This window comes from Henriciella marina DSM 19595, from assembly GCF_000376805.1.
Taxonomy (GTDB): domain Bacteria; phylum Pseudomonadota; class Alphaproteobacteria; order Caulobacterales; family Hyphomonadaceae; genus Henriciella; species Henriciella marina.
The window spans coordinates 1,433,707-1,454,493 of record NZ_AQXT01000002.1; the positions used below are offsets into that span (position 1 = coordinate 1,433,707).

General features: G+C 54.2%; 17 protein-coding genes and 1 pseudogene. 1 reads left to right on the forward strand and 17 read right to left on the reverse strand.

Going from position 1 to position 20,787, the window contains the following annotated elements; genetic code table 11:
• Positions 1–106: 106 nt before the first annotated feature.
• The 3 genes and pseudogenes from F550_RS0107010 to F550_RS0107020 form a co-directional block, all read right to left on the reverse strand.
• Positions 107–811: an IS6 family transposase gene (locus F550_RS0107010; RefSeq protein WP_018147829.1), complete on the reverse strand. Its 705-nt coding sequence runs from the start codon at positions 809–811 to the stop codon at positions 107–109.
• A gap of 135 nt (positions 812–946) precedes the next feature.
• Positions 947–1,093 (reverse strand): annotated as a pseudogene (locus tag F550_RS19130) (IS6 family transposase); the annotation flags it as partial.
• 149 nt (positions 1,094–1,242) lie between these two features.
• Complete coding sequence (locus F550_RS0107020) at positions 1,243–4,164, reverse strand: TonB-dependent receptor (protein ID WP_026180627.1); 2,922 nt, start codon at positions 4,162–4,164, stop codon at positions 1,243–1,245.
• A 419-nt stretch (positions 4,165–4,583) separates the two neighbouring features.
• Here F550_RS0107020 and F550_RS18490 point away from each other — a divergent pair, with 419 nt between their 5' ends.
• A complete protein-coding gene (locus F550_RS18490) occupies positions 4,584–5,105 on the forward strand; it encodes a MarR family winged helix-turn-helix transcriptional regulator (RefSeq protein ID WP_018147832.1) in 522 nt (173 codons plus the stop codon).
• Between the two features lie 193 nt (positions 5,106–5,298).
• On the opposite strand, the gene F550_RS0107030 is transcribed toward F550_RS18490, so the two are convergent.
• The 14 genes from F550_RS0107030 to F550_RS0107090 form a co-directional block, all read right to left on the reverse strand.
• A complete protein-coding gene (locus F550_RS0107030) occupies positions 5,299–7,758 on the reverse strand; it encodes a TonB-dependent receptor (RefSeq protein WP_026180628.1) in 2,460 nt (819 codons plus the stop codon).
• A 323-nt stretch (positions 7,759–8,081) separates the two neighbouring features.
• A complete protein-coding gene (locus tag F550_RS0107035; protein WP_018147834.1) occupies positions 8,082–8,522 on the reverse strand; it encodes a thioredoxin domain-containing protein in 441 nt (146 codons plus the stop codon).
• Between the two features lie 246 nt (positions 8,523–8,768).
• A complete protein-coding gene (locus tag F550_RS0107040) occupies positions 8,769–9,191 on the reverse strand; it encodes a PaaI family thioesterase (protein WP_018147835.1) in 423 nt (140 codons plus the stop codon).
• The gene (locus F550_RS17145) at positions 9,188–9,856 is read right to left on the reverse strand and encodes an alpha/beta fold hydrolase (protein ID WP_051076820.1); all 669 of its coding nucleotides are present in this window, start codon (positions 9,854–9,856) and stop codon (positions 9,188–9,190) included. Before F550_RS17145 ends, F550_RS0107040 begins: the two co-directional genes overlap by 4 nt.
• Positions 9,808–10,065: an alpha/beta fold hydrolase gene (locus tag F550_RS19565; RefSeq protein WP_366041824.1), complete on the reverse strand. Its 258-nt coding sequence runs from the start codon at positions 10,063–10,065 to the stop codon at positions 9,808–9,810. Before F550_RS19565 ends, F550_RS17145 begins: the two co-directional genes overlap by 49 nt.
• A gap of 492 nt (positions 10,066–10,557) precedes the next feature.
• Complete coding sequence (locus F550_RS0107050) at positions 10,558–11,529, reverse strand: alpha/beta fold hydrolase (protein ID WP_018147836.1); 972 nt, start codon at positions 11,527–11,529, stop codon at positions 10,558–10,560.
• Positions 11,526–13,163, reverse strand: coding sequence for a flavin-containing monooxygenase (locus tag F550_RS0107055; RefSeq protein ID WP_040500468.1), 1,638 nt, complete (start codon positions 13,161–13,163; stop codon positions 11,526–11,528). Before F550_RS0107055 ends, F550_RS0107050 begins: the two co-directional genes overlap by 4 nt.
• Entirely contained in the window at positions 13,160–14,770 is a 1,611-nt protein-coding gene (locus F550_RS0107060) for an acyl-CoA synthetase (protein ID WP_018147838.1), read from the reverse strand. Before F550_RS0107060 ends, F550_RS0107055 begins: the two co-directional genes overlap by 4 nt.
• Positions 14,771–14,829: 59 nt before the next feature.
• Positions 14,830–15,921 carry an acyl-CoA dehydrogenase family protein gene (locus F550_RS0107065; protein WP_018147839.1) on the reverse strand — a complete coding sequence of 364 codons (1,092 nt, stop codon included), beginning with the start codon at positions 15,919–15,921 and terminating at the stop codon, positions 14,830–14,832.
• Positions 15,921–17,171: an acyl-CoA dehydrogenase family protein gene (locus F550_RS0107070; RefSeq protein ID WP_018147840.1), complete on the reverse strand. Its 1,251-nt coding sequence runs from the start codon at positions 17,169–17,171 to the stop codon at positions 15,921–15,923. Before F550_RS0107070 ends, F550_RS0107065 begins: the two co-directional genes overlap by 1 nt.
• Positions 17,172–17,178: 7 nt before the next feature.
• Positions 17,179–17,655, reverse strand: a complete 477-nt coding sequence (locus tag F550_RS0107075) for a Zn-ribbon domain-containing OB-fold protein (RefSeq protein ID WP_018147841.1) — start codon at positions 17,653–17,655, stop codon at positions 17,179–17,181.
• Entirely contained in the window at positions 17,652–18,842 is a 1,191-nt protein-coding gene (locus F550_RS0107080; RefSeq protein WP_018147842.1) for a thiolase C-terminal domain-containing protein, read from the reverse strand. Before F550_RS0107080 ends, F550_RS0107075 begins: the two co-directional genes overlap by 4 nt.
• Positions 18,839–19,618, reverse strand: a complete 780-nt coding sequence (locus F550_RS0107085; RefSeq protein ID WP_233349004.1) for a Coq4 family protein — start codon at positions 19,616–19,618, stop codon at positions 18,839–18,841. The genes F550_RS0107080 and F550_RS0107085 overlap by 4 nt, the downstream gene beginning before the upstream one ends.
• Before the next feature lie 23 nt (positions 19,619–19,641).
• Positions 19,642–20,784, reverse strand: coding sequence for an NAD(P)H-dependent flavin oxidoreductase (locus tag F550_RS0107090; RefSeq protein WP_018147844.1), 1,143 nt, complete (start codon positions 20,782–20,784; stop codon positions 19,642–19,644).
• Between the last annotated feature and the right edge of the window lie 3 nt (positions 20,785–20,787).

Genomic DNA, 20,787 nt, shown 5'->3' on the forward strand with positions numbered 1-20,787 from the left:
AATGTAAACTCGTCTCTGCTAGTCGACGAAAATGCCGGTTTAGGCAGCGAGAGGTGCTGTCAGTCTAATGCAATCCCGTCTCCAGCAACTCTAGCCGCACTCTGCCCTATCCAGCCAGAAGCTGACGCCATTCAAGGAGAGCGGCATCTCGTTTCGTTTTGAAGGTCTGGCGGTGGTTGATGTGGCGATCAAGGTTGAAATGATTGTGAAACGAAGCGTAGGTTGAGGCGAATTTCTGCAGGTTGGACATTCGCCTGAACCTCAGCATCGCTCGCTCTCGTCGGCGGAATGGTAAGTGCGAATTTTCCGCTCGATTATTGAGGTGACGACCGACCTCCTGGCGATCGATGTTCCCGATGTCTTTCATTGCCGCACCATAAGATCTCAGCCTATCGGTCACGACGGTCCTTGGCGCGCCGAATCGCTTCATTGCTTTCTTCAGGAACAGCAAAGCCGCTGATTTATCGCGTGTTTTCGTAACGTAGCTCTCGAGGACTTCGCCCTCATGGTCGACAGCTCGCCAGAGATAGTGGGTCTCGCCATTGATCTTCACGAAGACCTCATCGAGATGCCATTGCCACTGGGTGATCTGTCTCATGTAGCTGGCTCGACGCACCCGGATCTTGCCCGCGAACATGGGCCCGAAACGATCAACCCAGAGCCGTACGCTTTCGTAGCAAACATCGACTCCGCGCTCATGCAGAAGATCTTCGACATTCCGAAGCGAGAGCGGGAAACGCACATACATCATCACCGCAAGCTGGATGATCTCGGGCGATGTTTTGAAATATCGGAACGGATCTCGGGACATCCCGAAACGCTAACCGACCTGCCCTACCCGCTCAATCGCTCGGTTGCGCTGACAATGCCTCGGAATGGATTGCGGGGCATCCGGCGATGCTAGCCAAGACGGCCGACGGGCTCAATCGGCCAGTTCCCCTGACAATACCCTCTCATGGCAGACGTCAATTCCACGCTCGTGAAGGAGGTCTTCGACGTTGCGAAGGGACAGCGGAAAACGAACGTACATCATGACCGCGAGCTGGATAATTTCGCGAGATGTCTTGAAGTAAAGAAACGGGTTTTGGGACATGCAGGCAACGCTAGTCGGGTCGGCTTGCCTGTTCAATTGGCCTGTTCTCCTGACAACACCAGCCGAGGGGCTCAGGTCACTGACAATGCCGGGCCAAGCCGAAATAACACCGGCTTGGCCCCACTTGGTATGCCTGAATGTAATCTACACTACCACGACTTTGAAATCGTCACCCCGTAAAGGGCTGGCTCAGTCAAGAATGCATTGCTGTAGAGTCCGGGACTGTCATCTTGCAGATAGGCCCCTGTAATGACCTCCTCATCAAACAGGTTCTTCGCAAATGCCTCAATTTGCAGACCAGATTCTGTATTCGCTAACACAAGAGAAAGGTTGAAGTTTTCCCAGCTATCGATCTGATCGCGTCCAACGTTCCAGATGCGTGAAAAGCTGTCTGCCTGATAGTAGTAATCTCCTCGCACCGTCAATTTCCAGTCGCTGTTTCCTAGTGCGGACCAAGTATATTCTGCGGCCAAGTTTAATGTGGTATCAGGTGCGCCAGGAAGATTGTTACCACGCAAATCTTTGTTGACGCCGTCAAAGGGCGTGAGAGCACCGACCGCACGGGTCGCCCCATCCCCGTCCATGTAGGATACATTACCTAGACCAAACGCGGCTTCCTGGCCTGCAAAGTTCCCAAGACAAAGACCTGCAGTACTGCCGGGTGCGAGTTGACCGGCCGCGATCGCGCCTAGCACGGTCGCATAACCTTGGGCTGATACAACACAGTTTGAGTAGTTGGCTGCGTTTTTGATAACAACGAAGTCTGGGTTGCTCGCTGTGCGGTCCAGAACGTCAATCGCGAATACATCTACAAGCTCTGTCTCCAGCAAGCCTAAGTTGGCGGTCAGAAGCCAGTTGTCTGCAGGGCTCCAGAGATATTCAACCTCCAAGCCATACAGTTCAGCATCCACGTTAAAGTTGACGGACGCCCGGTTGATTACCTGAGTAATCTGATAGTCGGTATAGTCATAGTAAAAGCCGGTTAGATTGAGTTGCTGCGTGCCTTCGGCGAACAGATTCTTGGTTCCCACCTCGTAAGCATTGATAAATTCAGGTTCGAAGGTGTTCGGAAACGCATTGGCGTTTTCCGCGGGCTGTGGCGGATTAATCCCACCGCCCTTATACCCCCTGGAATAAAACCCATAAAGCAGAGTATCATCTGTAAATGAGAAATTTGGCGACCAATCAACGCCGGCGCGACCAGTCACTTCCTCAAATTCTACTTCGAAGATTCCATCGACGGTTCCATCGAGTTCCGCTTCTGTTGCCGGGCTCGGAACGGGTGCCGTCGGATCCGGCCGCACCGCATCTGGTGTAAACAGATAAGTCGGAATGTTCTTTTGTGATTTCTCGTCTTTGGTATAACGCAATCCCAGTGTGAACGTTAGATCATCGGTGAGGTCGTAATACGTTTCGCCAAACAGAGCCGTAGACTGCAACTCATACGGAGAGACTGTTCTGAAATAATTCCGGCCTAGCCCGTTAAGCGAGTTCAGAATGTTCGTATCACCATCCACGTTCGACGTATCCAAACTTGCTGGAAAGGGTACGCCAGGGATCGCAGGAGGACCACCTTGGGCCAAGGATGCGTTGTGCAGTTGCAAAAGTCCGGTCAGCGCGTTGCTTACGAAGTAGTAACCGTCGATTACATCGCTGTTTCCTGCTTCGTAATCCATATAAATTGCCCCAACATTAAAGTTGAAGGGGCCGTCGAAATCAGATTGCAAGCGCAGTTCTTGCGTAAACGCTTCGCTTGTCGCGCCGGACGGGTCAGCCACAGTATATAGATTGCTTGGACCAATTTGTGGATCATTGACTACGCCGCCAGGGAAAAGTGCATTGTAAAGATCGATAGAGGGGTTGATGCCTGGTGGGATGCTGGAAAAGTCATTGAATGTAATTGTGGGCTCGACTTTGGAAACATCTTCGACGGAAATCACAGATGTTTCGTTCCGACTCGTTAGCGATGTAAACTCAAGTGTGTCGGTGACGTCCCAGCTGAGATTGAGTGTCCAGAGATCCTGTTCGGCCTGGTAGAATGGATCGAACCCAGCCGCGATGGTCCTAAGGTCCTGGATAGCAGGTGCGGTGAACGCATCACCATTTAGCAGTCCAGCCCTTACAGCCAAGCCACCTGCAAGTGTTGCTACCGAATTCACTGTATCGCGAGACTCCGAGAAAGGAGCGCTGAGGCAGCCCTGGGAGGTATATATCTGATCCTCAAATGCGATTGGTATGCCCGCAAAATTAGTGTCTAGCGGGTCTTTCTTGCACAGTTGCTTACCGGACCGCAGGCGAGCATCTTCCTCTTCAAAATGCTCGTAAAGGAGCCAACCCCTAAATGATTCGGTCGGTTCGAATCCTAGTGTCGCGCGCACTGACCAAAGATCCCGGTCATCCACATCATTCCCCGTGACCAAATTTTCAACATATCCATCACGCTGTGTGAGCGATCCGGCAACACGTAGCGCAACCCGGTCGCCAAATGGGATGTTTGCCATGCCTTTGGCTTTGATGGTGTTGTAATTGCCGTAGGTAAGGGCGGCGTCCGCCTGGTATTCGCCAAAGACTGGTTTTGCAGTTATGAGGTTGAAAACCCCACCGGTTGCGTTGCGGCCATACAATGTACCCTGCGGCCCACGCAGAACTTCCACACGTTCTGTGTCAAAGAACTCTGACTCAAAGAGCCGATTGGACTGAAGCGGCACGTCGTTCTGGTGAATACCGACACCAGCGTCGCCAGACGTGGCTACCACATCTACGCCAATGCCTCGAATTTTTAAGTTGAAACCGGTGAATTGACCCTTGGTGAAGGATACGTTGGGGACCGCTTTAGTTAAATCGGGGCCTCCAGTGAGCTGAAGTCTCTCGATCGCCTCGTCATCGAACGCTGAAACTGCAATTGGAACGTCCTGAACGGATTCCTGAGCCTTCTGTGTGGTCACAACCACCGATTGCAGCGTTCTGACGCTGTCGCTGTCTTGGGCTTGGGCAGAAAGTCCAGCCCCCAAGCTTGAAATTGAGACGCTACCAAGCAGGCAAACTGTCAACACTTTTCTGGATAAATTCAAAATGTCCTCCCTCGTTTCGTCCGTCTTATGCGGACTTTATCAGACAAGAACACTTTCCTATTTTATGCAAGCATAACGTTATTATTAGGTAGGGAATGGGCTAATAGCCCCGTCTTCTCTAAGCCAAAGCGCACACTTTTTGTATTGACACCGATTGTAAGCCGCCATACTGTATCTAGATCAATGATTGAGTGCGTTGCTTGATCCTTGATTTGTAAAGAGCGATAGTTAGCCTTGTCCGCTAGACGTTAATTGAAACGGCAAATGGACAGACAGGCCTCTTCTGCACTTTGCGTTTCCCAATACACCTGCTGGCTAAAGTCATTTAGCCAGCCCTTTTTGGTGCGCATGCGATTTAGCGATTGAACCGGAACAACCACTCAGCCATTCTCTGAAAACAAGAAAATGAAGTGGTTGGAATGAATATAAAAAAATCATCGACGATAATGGATATACGTTTTGCTGCTAATGAGCGTGTGGAACTGACCTTTCTTATCGGTCGCGTTTCGCGCGAGCTTCGACGCCGGTTCGACATCGACATGGCTTCTCTCAAGCTTACGCGCGCCCAGTGGAGGGCGATGCTTTATGTATTTAGGCTAAAACAGCCCACTCAAACCGAACTGGCTGAGGTTCTAGAATTAGGACGAGCCTCAGTCGGAAGCTTAATCGATCAACTAGAGCGGCGCGGCTATGTCGCGAGAATTGTTGATGAAAAGGATCGACGCGTCTGGCGAGTCGTACCGACAAGTTTAGCATCCGTCAAATGGGCGGAAATCGATGAGGCGGGCTCCCATGTGGCCACAGAAGTGTTTGCAGGATTTACCGAGGAAGATTTGCTGAATGTCAAAAGCTATATGGAAAAAGTCATTTTGAATCTCAATCGCGCAAACGAAATGAGCGCTCACGCTTCAAATAAGGGCATTGCGAACGACACCGACTGACGGATTGATCGGACGGCATGGCGACTGAACAAGGCTCACCCCTAAATTATCTTGGCATCAGAAACCCAAATTCACAGATAGTCACGGCGGATACCGCCATGACTATCGCGAATATTTCCAATATCAGTAACCTGAGCCCCTCGGCTCCCTCAGTTACTTGAAGAGCAGAGCATTAATGTCTAAGATACTGAGATTAGAACCGCAGACGGGCGGTTGCACCGAAGGTAAGGGGCGGTGCCAGGAAAGCACCAACAGCGGTACCCGGTGACGTTTGGGTAGCCGCGGTACCCTGGAGGGGCGTATCAAAGGCTAGCTCATAATAGTCTTCATCGAACAGGTTCTGCGCCCAAATCTCCAGCTCAAACGGTGAGTTGTCGCTATAAAACCCCATTCTCGCGTTGACCACGACCAAGTCGTCAACTTCCTTGAGCGGATCGAGGTTCGAGCCTGTATTATACCGTGAAGTGTACCGGCTCGAGACATTGAATCTCGTATCCCAGTCGCGGACAAAAGAGGTCTCATATGTAACTGCCAACGTACCTGACCAGCGGGGCGCAAATGAAATCGTGCTTCCTGGCAAACGCGGCGGCGCAAAAAAGTCCACTGCTTCAAAATCGTCGTACTGCGTTTCAGCATAAACGAGCCCCCCCTGAAGTGTCAGCCCTTCAAGCTTTTCAGGCAGATATCGGAAATCGAACTCTGCACCCTTTGAAATCACGGCGGGAACGGATGTCACGATAAAGCTCGTTCCGGTGAAGGTGTTTAACTGAAAATCATTATATTCCTGATAGAAAATGGCACCGTTGAAGAACAAACTATTTGCAGCGTTATTGCTCTTGAAGCCGACCTCGTAGGCATCCACGGTTTCAGGATCAAAGCCGGTGTCAAGGTTAGGCTGGAAGGGCGCGGGATCTGCGGGTCCGAACTGACTGCGATCCAAATTGAAGCCCCCGGCCTTGTAACCACGGGAGTAAGATGCGTAGGACATCAGATTTTCACTGAAGCGGTATGAGCCCTTTACTGTACCGGAAAGATCCTCGTCTGAACGATCTTGAGTGGAACTAACACCGACGAAGTTGTCGTTTACCCAAGGCAGACAAAGAGTTGGGGTTAAACCATTTGCCGCTCCAAAAACAGCCAGGGCGGTGGAGCAACTGCCTTCATTTCCATCGAAATCAGAGTTCAACGTCTTCTCATCGATCGTATAACGAAGACCAACGGTAAGATCGAACTGGTCAGTGAAGCTAAACGTATTGTTGGTAAAAATGGCATACGTATCAGCTTCCTGCTTAAAAATATCCTCTGTCGCTTTGGTCTCACCTGTGTAGATGGAGCCGGGTAGCGCAGCGAGGTTAAACGCCCCACCGCTCGCACCGAGCAGCAATTGCTGAAAGTAGAAGAAATAATCATTGCCGAAATTGATGAAATCGGTGCGGTCAAGCGTTTCGTTAGCGTAGTAGGCCCCAACTAGCCAGTCCAGTTTGTCCGTCGCGCCTGCGAGACGGATTTCCTGGCTGAACGTAGCAAAAGCATCAGTGGTTTCGTCAGAATCGCGGAACCAGATGTCAGCGGCGCTGAAGTCCATGTCTTGTCCGGAACCATTGTCCCAGTCGCGATATGATGTGATCGAGGTTAGTTCACCGACATCGCTTTGCCACGAAATGTCGGCCGACACGCCCCAATCTTCGGTCGTCTGCGTGGCGTCACGATTTGCAAAGGCAACTCGATCATACGGATCGACAGGGAAGGCGGATGCACCGTCGCCGCCTGCCAGCAGGGTGATTAGCGGACCACGCGCTGGGTCCACCGCTATATAGTCCCCCATGCAACAGTCCTCTTCCCGGTCGGTATAGTCGGCCGAAAGAAGGATTTCGAGGTCACTGGAAGGTTCGAAAAGAAGCTGCCCCCTGAAGGAGTAGAAGTCATATTGACTTGTTTCATCTGCGGTGCGCGGACCATTGCCCGTTTTCACATCAAGAAGCCCGTCGCGCTCCTCGTAGACCCCGTAAAGACGACCGCTCACTGCATCAGACAAAGGACCCGTAACTTCTCCGGACGTGCGGAGAAAGCCTTCATTGCCGATTCCAACTTCCCAGATGGATCCAAACTCATTGGAGGGCTTCTTTGTAACAACGTTGATAACGCCCGCAGAGGTCGATTTACCAAACAAGGTTCCTTGCGGTCCTTTAAGGACTTCGATGCGCTCGATTTCTCCAAGATCCCCAAAGGAAACACCATTCCTGGCACGTGGAACACCGTCGACAACAACGCCCACAGAGCTCTCTAGACCTGGATTGTCACCAACCGTACCAATGCCACGGATCCGAGCGGTGGTATTGGCCTGCTTCGACGAAGACGTCACGAGAAGACCAGGAGTCACTACCGTCAAATCCTTAATGTCCTGAACACCGGCATCATTCAGTAGTTCGCCGGACAAAGCCGTCACGACGATCGGCACATCTTGTAGGCTTTGCTCGCGCTTTTGCGCTGTGACAGTTACAGCACCAAGGCGACGAATGGTCGGTTCGCTGTTTGCTGAGACCGCAACGTTCTGCTCGTTCACTTCCGCTTGGGCATGCGCACCTGCGGCCAGCAGCAATACTGCCCCGGATACAGACGCGGTGACCTTCGACAGTCGATTAAGATATGGCAATTATCTCTCTCCCTTTTGTTTGCGCCATACTATATGCCTTCGTACTTCTTTAGAAAAGAACTTTTGTATTTTCGTTGGGCCCAATGGTCGCAGGTCAAAAAAAAAATTGGGCGCGCGACCAGTAGTTGTGCCGGTGACCCCGACTCCGATTGGTGCCGCATTTGATTTAGAAGTCTGTCGATATGGAGCGAGACAGTGCGCAAGAGCAGAATCGCGGAATAACAAATGACGGCGAACTTAGCCGAACACGAGTGTGGCATGGCAGCTTGTGCGCGCCCCTTAGACGCCGCATTCGACATTTGACAACTCAGAACTGAACACAGTCATAGCTCGGCGATAAGTTCCGATAAAAGATGTTCGAGTGGAACCGGCATAACACCTGCCCGCAATAGTCTTTGTAAAATCAATGAATTTAATTGGCTCTCATCGAATTCAGTCGGGCAGAAAAATGCTTCAAACCCTAAACTCAGAGTACGAAGACAAAGATGAGACACTCCCAAGCTTGAGACGTTGCCCTTTATCAGAATTTGCCTACGGCTCGTCTCCCAAACAGTCTGCTTATCATTCAGAATGCTATCAAGGGTCGGCGCGATGGCGAATTCGCCAGCCTCGTCATGGACTTCAAGATAAGGAATTCCATATGCCGAAAGAGCCGACATAATCAGTCCGTCTTCATATACAGCGTCAACAAATATTACTTGAATGTCCCTACGCCGCATTACGCCTGGCACGGCAGCTTTCTCAAACTCGGTCAGTTTAGACATTCGAGAGCCTCTACAATATTGTATGCCTCCATACATTATGTATGCGGTTGTCGGCAACGCCAAAAGGGGCTCTCGGAAAGCGTCCTCTAGAGGGCCACTTTAATGCGGTGGTCTTGAGTGGTTTGAACCCATAAGCACCAGCGCAGATTTCGGACATCTCATCGGTCGATAGAGGCGTCTATTTTCTCAAGGGGATTGGCGCCGGACGCTAAAAGAAAAATAAGGGCGCGGATGGCGCATCCTTACTCACGATGGCGCCCTAAGCATGCGATAAGCACCCCTGCCGCTCGACAGCAAAGCACCTGTGCTGTTAAAAACACTGGCCTCCGCCACGGACAAAGTGGTGCCAAGTCGAATCACTTTCCCGACAATTGTAAGCGCGCCGGGCGTTGCAATTTTATGATAATCAACACGCAGGTCTGCCGTTGCCACAGGCATGTTTCCAGTCGCAAGCAACGCATAAAATCCCGTCAGGTCGATCAGCGCGGCGAGCACGCCGCCATGTGCGGACTGCACCTTCGGGTTCGACACAAGTTCGTCTCGCCAGGGCATTAACAGTTTAATTTCATCTGCGCCCGTTTCGGTCACACTGAGTCCGAGCCAGCGGTGAAACGGTGCTGCTTCTAATGCCTCCTGAACAAAGGCGCGATCAGGCAAGGTCGCGTTCATGCGTCAATCCCTTCTGAATGCTTCCGTAGAAAATCACTGACAGCCGCGGTGAACACATCATTCTTGTCGCCAGCTACCATGTGCCGCGCATCAGCGACGTCCGTAAAGTGGGCGTCGGGTGCCAAGGCTTTAAAAGCTTCGACCGAGGCATCAGAGACGAGTTCACTCATGCGGCCTCGCACCAAATGAATTGGGGCTTTTATGTTTCGAACCGATTGCTCGAGGTCGCCGACCCGCTCAACCGCAGATCGCCTCACAACGTCTTGAATGAAAGCTGGATCCCAGTGCCAACGCCAGCGGCCGTCCTGGCCTAGCCGAAGGTTTTTCCGCAAGCCTTCAAGGTCTTTAGGCCGGCGTCGATGTGGCAAGTATTTAGCGATGACATCTGCAGCCTCATTGAGCGATGAAAAACCATCTTTGCTGTGCTCGCCCATAAAGCCGACAATCTTTGTGACACCGCTTTCTTCCAAATTAGGGGTGATATCGACTAGAGTCACCGAGGAAAAAACTCCGGGTTTCAAGGTTCCAGCCGCAATGACCGCGCCGAGCCCACCGAGCGACGCACCGACAATGTGCGGCGCACAGCGCTCACATTCGAATTCTGCGGCCACTGCAATCAGGTCGCTACCGAAAGCCTTAAGGAATAGTCGCCATCCAAAGCCCAATCGCTATCGCCATGTCCGCGGAGGTCTAGAGCGACAGAATGATAGCCTTGCTCACCGAGCGACTTGGCTGCATCTTTCCAAGCATGTCGAGTCTGGCCACCCCCGTGAGCGAAGATTACGACCGGCGCTACTTCTTGACCATACACCGAGCAAGCTAATGTCAGACCGTTTCCTGAGATTCTTCGATCAGAAGCATCATAGTTTTTCATGCCGTACTCTTACTTATATATTATAAGATAGCCGATTATATGCATTCTTACGATCAAGTAAACCGTGATGGACCTTTGAAGTATCACTCGCAGGCTAAATCAACCTTTAGCGAAGAGTGGCAAGCGCAAGCACATCATCACCGCAAGCTAGATGATTTCTGGTGATATCTCGCAGTAGCGAAAAGACGAGTTGGTCATTCAACCTAGAAATCAAACACCGGTAAAGCGCCGGTTCCTCTAACAATGCCCTGCAACATGCTCGTTCAGGTTACCGATTATTCGTTGTTCTGTGAATCAGCAATGCCTCATTCGTCCACTTTTCATCATCAACAGATAAACCTCAAAGCATTGGCTTTTCAGTTGATCCGGTCAAAATGCAAGAGAAAATGGGGCACAGGTCGATAGCCCAAAGGAATAGGATCGGCTCTTCAAACTATTAAGTTTCATTGTTCGCCTGGGACGCATGACTGAAAACCCATAAACGTAGTACGTTTATTTCCCCCAAACGGAAAGAATACTCCTGAGTGCCGTTAGAAAAGCTAATGGCTGGTCGAGCATCAAATGGTGGCGAGCTTCGGGTACGGCAATTATCGGAATATCGTCCCCACCTAACTCGCGGATGTATTCGCCCGAGTCCTGGGTAAATAGTTGGCTTTTAGCACCGTGTACAATGGCTTTGCGGCCCGGCGCTTTCACCAGTCTCTCGCCCATTTTCAGCCACTCATCTGGCTTATTGCTCTGCCGGAATACCTCGGGTGAAAACTTCCATGTCCAGTCTTCCCCGTCGCGCCGCAGGGAATGATACGCCATGTAGTCCGCGAGGAAGGGCTCGCCAACCGGCTGGGGCGGGGAAAGGATGTATCTTTTGCGCGCGGCTTCATAACTGGGATAGCGTTTGTTGGGCTTGTCTGGATTACCCGATCCAGGGCTTGCGCGTCGACGATTCCAGTATTGCTCCATCAGCTCAGGCCGCATGATCATCAGATCGCAAATTACAGCGCCGGAGAATGCATCGGGCGACTGGGTGACGGCCGTCAGTGCCGCGCCGGAACCAAAACTGTGCGCGATCAGGGTGGGTTTGTGCCCATCCACGAACATATCGAGCGCCTCCGCGATTTCACTGAACTCACGTCCTCTGGCCGTCGGATCGACCTCCCCGCGCATCTCGCTGTCGCCCATTCCTGCAAGATCGAACGCCACCACATCGTGGTCCTCCGCAAGAAACGGAGCTATGAAGGCAAAGCAGCGGGCGTGTGCGAGGAAACCATGCGTCATAAGCAGTTTCGGTTTGCGCCTGTCGCCCCAACGGAAGTAATGCGCTCTGGCACCGTTGATCTCAACATAGCCCTCTTCGCGTGGCACCTTCAGGGCCGACACAAACCATTTCGGCAGATGAGATCCGTCGCCTGCCCAGACGGGATCGATGTCCCCGGAAAGATCTTCGATGTTGGTCAGTACGTTCATTCAGTTGTCGTCTCCTTGGTTGAGATATTTTCAACAGCGAGACCGTGATAGCCTTTCTCTGCGACATCGTCGCAAAGCGCGGCGTAAATCGACAGGCTCGGAAAGTTAATAAGTTGACGCTTGTTGTCTGGAATGTTCGCACTCATGTACCAAGAGTCCGCTTCGGGAAACAATGTCATCTCGCCGGCCTGAGCAACTATTTCTGTCCATCCTGCTTCAGCGGCCGGATCGGCTTCGAAAAGGTCCTGTTCGTTGTTCCGCATCCAGACCAGGAAGTCGCAGATCCAATCGCCCTGGACCTCTGCGCTTGAAGGGCCATTTGAAAAACCCGACGGGCTAAGGGGGCCATAAGAAAACAGCATGTTGGGAAATCCCGACACGGCCATGCCCAAATACGCGCGCAACCCGTCTTTCCATGCTTGCGAAAGGGATAATCCGTTCGCTCCGGTGATATTCATGTCGCTCAGCCCTCCACGCCCGGCATCGAAGCCGGTAGCGAAGACTATGAGGTCGCATTCCATCTCGCCGTCCACAGTCTCGATCGCATGCGGCTTGACCCGGAGGATCGGCGTTGATCTCAGATCGATCAACGCAACGTTATCCTGCGCGAAAATTTCATAGTATCCCTGCTCAAGCGAAGGTCTCTTCGTGCCGAACGGATGGGGCGGATCGGCGGGCGCGAGCCGCTCGGCAAGGTCGGGATCTGCGATTCTCGCACGAACCTTGTCGCGCCAGAAATTGTAGGCGTGGCGGTTTGCTTCACGGTTGGAAAGCAGGTCGGCAAAATTGTGATACCAGAACCTCAGGCCGCCACGCTGCCATAAATATTCGAAGTGCGCATCGCGCTCTTTTTTGTCTACTTCAAGGGCTGAAACCTCTAGCGATTGGCATTCAAACCCACCGCTCGTCTGCCGGCGTTTTTCGAAGATCGCGGAATAGCCCTGTTTTTCCCTTTCCTGATTTATCTTGGACAGCTTTTCTTGCCTCATCGGCAGAGCCAGAATTGGGGTTCTTTGATACAGAGTCAGTTTCTTCGCTGACTTGGCCGCTTCTTGCGCGACCTGTACGCCACTTGCACCGGTGCCGATCAAGGCAACCCTACGGTCGGCGAGGTCGATTCCCTCTTGCGGCCAGCGTGCTGTGTGAAACCACTGGCCTTTGAAATCTTCGAGGCCCGGGAAATCAGGAAGATACGGCTTTGAGGCGAAACCAAGGGCTGGCAGCAGAAACTGTGTCGAAATGATTACATCATCGTCGAGATGCAAACGCCACCGCTTCGCTTCCTTCTCAAAATGCGCGCTTTTGACTCTCGTCCCCATGCGCATCATTGGCCAAAGGTCTAGCGTATCGCAAACATGCCGGAAGTACGCTCTGAGCTCTTCCCAGCCTGGAAATCGCTCGCTCCAGGTCCATGACTTCCACACTTCATCTATCGAAAATTCGTAGAGCGGGACCTGCGAATCAACACGTGCACCGGGATAACAATTCCAGTACCAGATGCCCCCTGGCTGCGACGCAGCATCCACAAGAAGCACGTTGAATCCAGCGTCACGCAACTTGTGGAGCAGATAGATTCCACTGAAACCCGCGCCGACAATTATAGCGTCGTAATGGCGAGAAGCCTGATTAATCACGTTGCAACCGTCAGACGTTCCGCGATTGCTTTCGCGGTTGCATAATCGGCCTTGCCGTTGGATGCACGCAGGGGTGTTTTCGTCGGATGAACGGCCTTCGGCGTTTTGTATCCTGCCAGCTGCCCGCGTACATGGTCCTTGATGGCTTGCTCTTCGAACGGAACATCGTGGTTGAGGTGGACGACGGCGGTGACGGCTTGACCCCATTTATCATTCGGAACACCTACTACCAGCGCATCACCAATGGCAGGATGGGTCTTGAGCACTTCCTCGACTTCTTCTGGGTATACCTTCTCGCCAGCAGTGTTGATGCATACGCTACCGCGGCCTAGCAGGATCAGGCTTCCGTCGGCCTCTACCTGGCACCAATCGCCCGGTATTGAATAGCGCACGCCATCAATTGTGCGAAATGTCTTGGCTGATTTTTCGGGATCTTTGTAATATCCCTTGGGGATGGCTCCCTTGCGCGCGATAAAACCGGGTACGCCGCTTCCCGGTTCAACTTTCTGATCGTTCTCATCAAAGACATCGCAAAACTCGCCAATCCCGAATTTCGCAGTGTTCGTGCCGCCCTGTGCGGTCGTGATGGACAGCCCGTAGCCGAGGCCTTCAGAAGCCCCAAAACTGTCCATCAGGACGACCTGGGTTATGTGCCTGCAAAGACCGGCTTTAACCTCCTTGCTCCACATCACGCCGGACGAGATGATGGACACGAGACTCTTGGTATCCCAGCGCCCGGGATGTTCATCGAGGGTGCGAAGCATCGGCTTGGCAAACGCGTCCCCCACAATTGCTATACTCTCGACCTTGTGCTTATCGACGGTCTGCCACAGTTCTTCGGCATCAAAGGACGGGTCCGAGAGAGTAACAATTGCACCGCCGGACATCAGCGCACCGATCGCGGTAATAAAACCAGTCCCATGCATCAGCGGGCAGGAGGAAAGAGTACGCCTGCCAGGTCCCTCATTTTTGATCAGGGCAACATTTTCTTCCAGTGTCTGCGGTACGGTGCCAAGTAGCTTCTGCGCGTCAAGCTGGGCTTTACGCATGTCGTCGTGCCGCCACATCACGCCTTTCGGCATTCCAGTTGTGCCGCCGGTATAGATGAAGAGCAGATCGTCAGGTGAGCGTTCGATACCGAGCGCCGATCCGTCTCCCTCACCCGCCAATGTTTCATAAGAACGTGCAAAAGGCGCTATTTCGGAAGGATCGCCAATTTCGACGAAGGTATGAACCTTCTTCAGCCTGTCCTTGAGCTCAAGAATACAGTCGCGAAATTCAGAGCTGTAGACGATCACCTCGCTATCGGAATCGTCGAAGATGTAAAATACTTCTTCGGGCCGATAGCGATAATTGATGTTCACATGCGTCAATCGACCCTTGAAGCATGCCGCCATCAACTCGCCATATTCAGGTCGGTTGCGCATGTAGAAGGCCACCTTGGCACCATTTTTTGCGCGTTGACGCAGTGCGCGTGCGATATTGTTCGAGCGCGATGACATTTCGGGCCAGGTAATAATCCGGTCGCCGTGTATTAGCGCCGGAGCGTTGCGAGGCATGGCTGGCTCGATCGCGTCGAGGATGTCACCGAGATTCCAGTCTATCATGTCGATCTTCCTTTCGGACAAGGCAGCAAGTCCCGAGGGAACCACCGTTAATGAGTATCTTATGCGGCCTTGATCCAACCTTGCAGTACTGCCGCCTCGGCCCGCGCCGATTCGGGACCCCCCAGAACCTGCCGGTCGAATCCTATGCGTTTGAACCAGTAATGCAGACCAACCAGGTCGGTGAATCCCATACCACCATGCACCTCGGTAGACGTGCGGGCGACAAAGCGATGGACGTCTCCGGTATGTGATTTTGCCTGGCAGGCGGCGAGCGATACATCCTCCGGCATCGCCTCATAAGCATACGCGGCGTACCAGATAAGCGAGCGGCATGGTTCATGATGTGCGGCCATCTCTGCGCACATGTGCTTCACGGCCTGAAAGCTACCGATAAGACGACCGAATTGCTCCCGCTGTCCAGAATAATCGACCGCCTTTTCGATCATGGCCTGGCCTGCGCCCAGGCTGTCGGCGGCCAGGAGGATGCGTCCCGCATCGCGCAGGCGCCCGGCAGTGAAACCGCTATCGTCGGCCAGTGGCTCGGCGGTGACCTGTGCGAAGCGCAGTTCCCCGACACTGCGGGTCCGGTCGATCGTCGTCAGGGGGATTTTCTCGAGACCCGATGCGTTGGCCGGAACAAGGTGCAACCGCCCCGTGGTATCAGTCACCAGGAAGGCATCAGCCCCCGCAAAATCCAGCGCAAACAGCGCCGTGCCGTCGAGTTTGCCACCCCTGCAGGTTACGCCAGCACCATCGCGCGCCTCGACTGTTTCGGAAATTGCCACACTTATATGCGCCTCGCCACTCGCGATCTTCGGCAGCCATCTGACCTTTTGATCCTCGCTGCCTGCCTCGCTGAGTGCGAGGGGTGCCAAAACATGACTGGCAAGGAAAGAAACTGGTGCGACCGCATAGGCGAGCTGCTCTGCAACTAATGCAGCGTCGAGAAGGGTCATGCCTAGGCCGCCATGCTCTTCCGGGATCATCATCCCGGGAATACCCAGGCCTTGCAGAGCGTCCAGCACCTTGTCGCTAACTGGATTGTCCCGCTCGGAGCATTCGCGGACATGCTCCAGCGGACAGGTATCGGCTAGACACCGCGCAACTGCATCGCGCAGCATCTGCTGCTCTTGAGAAAGTCCAAAATCCATCAGGCTGACCCCTGTTTCTGACGTAACATGTCTGCCGTTCCCTTCGCCGCACCCGAGATCTTCGGCAGCTTCGGTTCGCGCGGCATGTCGAGGCCACGCTCAGCGATGATATTCTTCTGGATCTGCGCGGTGCCGCCACCGATGATGAGCCCCAGCTGAAACATGTAATTCCATTGCCATGTCCCCCTCATCCGCTCGCGCGCGCTACCGCTATAAAGGATGCCCATCTCGCCCATTGCGTCGATGGCGAGCGCCGAAATCTGGTGTGCCAGCTCGCAGCTTTGCAGCTTCACGATAAGCTTCGCCATGCCGCCTGGCTCGCCTTTGAGGCTGTTCGAAAGTATACGCATTCCGTTGCATTTCATCGCAGCCACTTCGGCCTGAAGCGCGCCCAGCCGATCGCGCAGCACGGAATTGTCGATCGCGCGGCCCATGCCGATGCGTTCTTCCTTCATCAGCCTCACAAGAGCCTGGAAGCGATTTTCCAGGGCGTCAGGATCGCCCAGCATGCCCCGCTCGTGGCCCAGCGTTGCATTGGCAACGAACCAGCCCTGGCCCCGCTCGCCGACAATTTGTCCTACAGGCACCCGTACCTCAGAAAAGAAGGTCTCATTGAATTCCGCATGACCAGTCATCGTCTTTAATGGCCGCACCTCGATCCCCGGTGTATCCATCGAAAAAATCAGATAGGAAATGCCGCCATGCTTGGGCGCGTCGTGTTCGGTCCTGACCAGGCAGAAGATCATGTCCGCCTGCTTCGCAGTACTGGTCCAGATTTTCTGGCCGTTGATGACAAACTCACCGCTTTCGATTCGTGCGCTGGTCTTCAGACTGGCAAGGTCCGATCCCGCGCCGGGCTCCGAATAGCCCTGACACCAGACGACCTCGCCTTTCAGCGTCGGCTCTACCCACTGGCGCTTCTGTTCCTCGGTGCCGAGTTCCAACAGGGTGGGGACCAACATGGATATTCCCTGATTGGCGAGTCCGCCGGGAATGCCCGCGCGCGAGAATTCCTCGGCGATGATGCGCGATTTGAGGATGTCTGGCTCAGACCCGTAGCCGCCATAGTCTCTGGGGATCGTGCGCGCGGTATAGCCATGTTCGATCAACAGCTTCTGCCATTCGACCGCTTCGGCAGAGGGACGAGCGGCGCGGGCCTGCCCAGTCGGCGCGCGATGGCCGTGCATCTTCAAGAATAGCCGCATCTCCTGACGGAAAGCATCATATTCGGGTCCGTAGTCGAGATCCATGTCGTACCTATCTTTTCTCGCGCCGGTTCATATCAGGGCGGAAAACGGGCAGGCGAAACTCGGGGCTGATCGGTTCAAAGTCGAGCTCCACCGGCAGATCCAGCTCCAGCGTATCGCGGTCGCAATCAATCAGGCGCGTGGCCATGCGCACGCCTTCTTCCAGTTCTACGACTGCAGCAATGAACGGAAGATCTTCGGCAAAGGCCGGGTGCAGAGCCTGGTGCGTGACGGTCCAGGAAAAAAGCGTGCCCTTGCCGGTGCTGCGCTCCCACGAAAATTCTGGTGAGCCACACTTGGCGCACATATAACGCGGCAGGTGCCGGAAAGTGCTGCAACTGCCGCAGCGCTGGAAGTAGAGATAGCCATCCTGACACCGATTCCAGAACTCCTGTTCGATTGGGTCCTGCGGGCGCGGCAGCGGCTTGGGCGGCACCTTCTGCGCTGCGGCACGGGTGTTCGGCAGCCGTTCGTTATCGTCGTTCACGCATACCTCCTGAGGATAGCGATACTTCCGTCACCGAGGTCGCCCCAGCCAGTTACGAGGCCGGTCTGCGCACCCATTACCTGTCGCTCGCCGCAATCATGCCGCAGCTGTCGCACAGCTTCCACGACATGGTTGAGGCCCCAAACGTGTGCTTCGCTGAGCAAGCCGCCATGGGTGTTGATCGGAAAGCGTCCACCTAACTCAATCTGGCCATTGTCCACGAATTCGGTCTGACCGCCAGGCTCACAGTATCCGAGGGCCTCAAGTTGCAGCAACACAACATAAGTGAAACAGTCATAGATCTGGAGAAAGTCCATCTCGTCACGTGTAACGCCTCCCATCTCGAATGCACGTGGGGCGGCATATTTGAGGCCAATCTTGAAAGGATCCGGACGCGAGGGAATGTCGTCGGCGGGATACGGGTGCCCTTCGGCGGCGCCAGCAATGCTCACTGGAACATGCGGCATATCCTTGGCCTGCTCCATCCGCGAGACAACGACCGCGCAGGCGCCATCGGTTTCCAGACAGCAATCATAGAGCCGGAAAGGCTCGGATATCCAACGCGCCGAATGATATGTCTCCGCGTCAAGCTTTCGGCCGAAGCTGAAGGCTTTCGGATTCAACTGCGCGTGTTGGCGACAGGCAAGTGCGACGGCGGCCGTCGCATCCGGTCCGACCCCGTAGAGCTTGGAATGGCGCATGGCGAGCCAAGCATACATCTGCACTGGCAGGAACACTCCATAGGGCATGTAATAGCCCTTTATGGTGTTGGTCAGCGTGTTCATATTCATCGGTCGGGTCGGTGGCGCGCCCGGCTTCGGCCTCAGAGCAGAATATCCGTTCCATCCAAGGGTTATCAGAACATGGTCGCACAGGCCGTTGGAAATCGCCATCGCTGCGTTCTGCAAAGCCGTGATTGGGCTCGCCCCGCCCATATGTACTGTCGACGCAAAACGCAGGACATCGATACCAAGATTGGCGGCCATTTCCTCTGATGTCGTATAGATCGGGGGAGGCACCATACCGTCTATGTCAGACGGTTTCAGTCCGGCATCGGCAATCGCCCGGCGCGAGGCATCAAGCATCATGTCGACCGCTGTCCGTTCGGTCCCCTTGACGAATTCTGTCTCGGCGACACCGGTGATCGCGGATTTGTCGCTGAAATTGAAGGTGGAGGAGACACTCATGCGTGATGCTCGCTCTGACGGCTGGCTTGGAAATCTCGCTCAAGTGAGCGGGACAGATCCTGCACCCGAAGATAGCGAATCGGTGGCTTCAGATTCAAAAGCCGTCGCACCTCCTCTAATGGTGTATCGAGATGTTTTTCCCAATAGAAGGTTGTGAAATCGGCGGCAGTCCTGCCCCGCTTCCACGCTTCGAACGCAGTACGGGCCACCGGCAATCCCGAGACCTCAGCAAGAGTTTTTGCAATTCCGGTTGCCACGATGAAGGCGATTCCGTGATTGTAGAACTGAGCGTTGCCGAGCGATAGCACACACAATTCACCCAGCGCATCTCGTCCATACCCGGTCACAACGTGAAACAGATCGTGCGAATCTCGCAGCCGCTTCCGATATAGTGAGACTTCCGGATCGCTGAAATCGTCGGCTCCGACCACTTCACTTGCATCCACTAACCCCTCAGCGGTCAACCCCTCTCCATAAACGAAATCAAGATAAGCACGCCCCAGCGTTCCCGGTTCGCATCCGCTCAAGCGATCACGGTCACATAAGGTGCCGAGTAGGTCCGCATGGTCCAGAAGGATACGCTTCCCCTCAGGCGAGGCAGCGAAGCGCCGGAAACTGCGATAATAGGAATTGCCCGACAATGCCCTGACAATATGGAAGACCTGCGCTGTGTCTTCCTTGTCCCGGATAAGTCGGCGCATGGCCGCAATTGCTTCACCCGGGCGAATTGGCGAGCGCAGTTCATGTCCCTTCAGCGGCTGGTCGGCGTTTCTCATCACATGTCTGCCTTTATCCCGTGTCATTCGTAAGATTTGGTGCGGGCGAGTGCGGTTTCCGCCCCTTCGACGAGTTCGCGCATCACTTCGGCTGCGGGCCGGATCGAATGAATGAGACCAATTCCCTGGCCTGCAAAACCCGGAATTACATCCTTGCGCTGGGCCTTGATACCGGACGCCATGACAGGCCCCGAGATCATCGACTGATAGGGCATGGGCAATGGTTCCTTGCCTGCTTCTATCCAGGCATCAGCCCATTTGTTGCGGATCATTCGCGCAGGTTTGCCGGTGAGAGAGCGACTTACCACGGTGTCGGCATCACCGCTTTCTATGATCGCTTCTTTCTGGAATCGTTCGATGCCCGCTTCTTCGGTTGCAAGAAACGCTGTCCCAATCCACGCGCCCTCGGCTCCCAGCATCAGCGCTGCAGCAATACCTCGGCCGTCGGAAATGCCCCCCGCACCAATCACAGGAACGCGGCTGCCCACCGCATCAACCACTTGGGGAATCAGCGAAATGGTGCCGACTGGTGAGTTGTGGCCACCTCCGTCGTGCCCCTGCGCAACGATCATGTCGACGCCGGTTTCGACGACCTGCTGAGCATGCTTTACCTTACCAATGACGGCCATAACCTTGGTGCCATTAGCGTGCAGCCGGTCCATCCAGGGGCCGGGATTACCAAGCCCAGCAGCATAGACGGGCACTTTCTCCTCGATCACCACCTCCATTTGCGCTTCAAAGAATTCCTTCGAGAACAGCTGGGGCATTCCCTTACCTGCTTCCGGCGCGCCAGCAGCGCGCATTTCAGATGCGAGGTCCGTTTCCGGCAGATGTTCGCGCCGTATGAAGTCGCAGGTGAACTCTTGGTATTCGCCAAGAAGCGCCGCGGGATTTCTGGTCGAATCTTCACTCTGCGGGGCCGGGTCTCGCCTGACAGATGCAGGAAGAAGAGTATCAACACCAAACGGCTTGTCTGTCATCTCGCGGGTCTCGCGAATCCAGCTGCGCAACTGGTCTGGCGAGCATGCCGCCGCCCCGAGAACGCCCAGCCCGCCGGCATTCGATACCGCGGCAGCGAGAGCAGGAACGCTCGCCCCACCCATTCCAGCCAGAAAGATGGGGTGTTCTATACCGAGAATTTCACAAATGCGGCTTTTGAGCGCCATAGT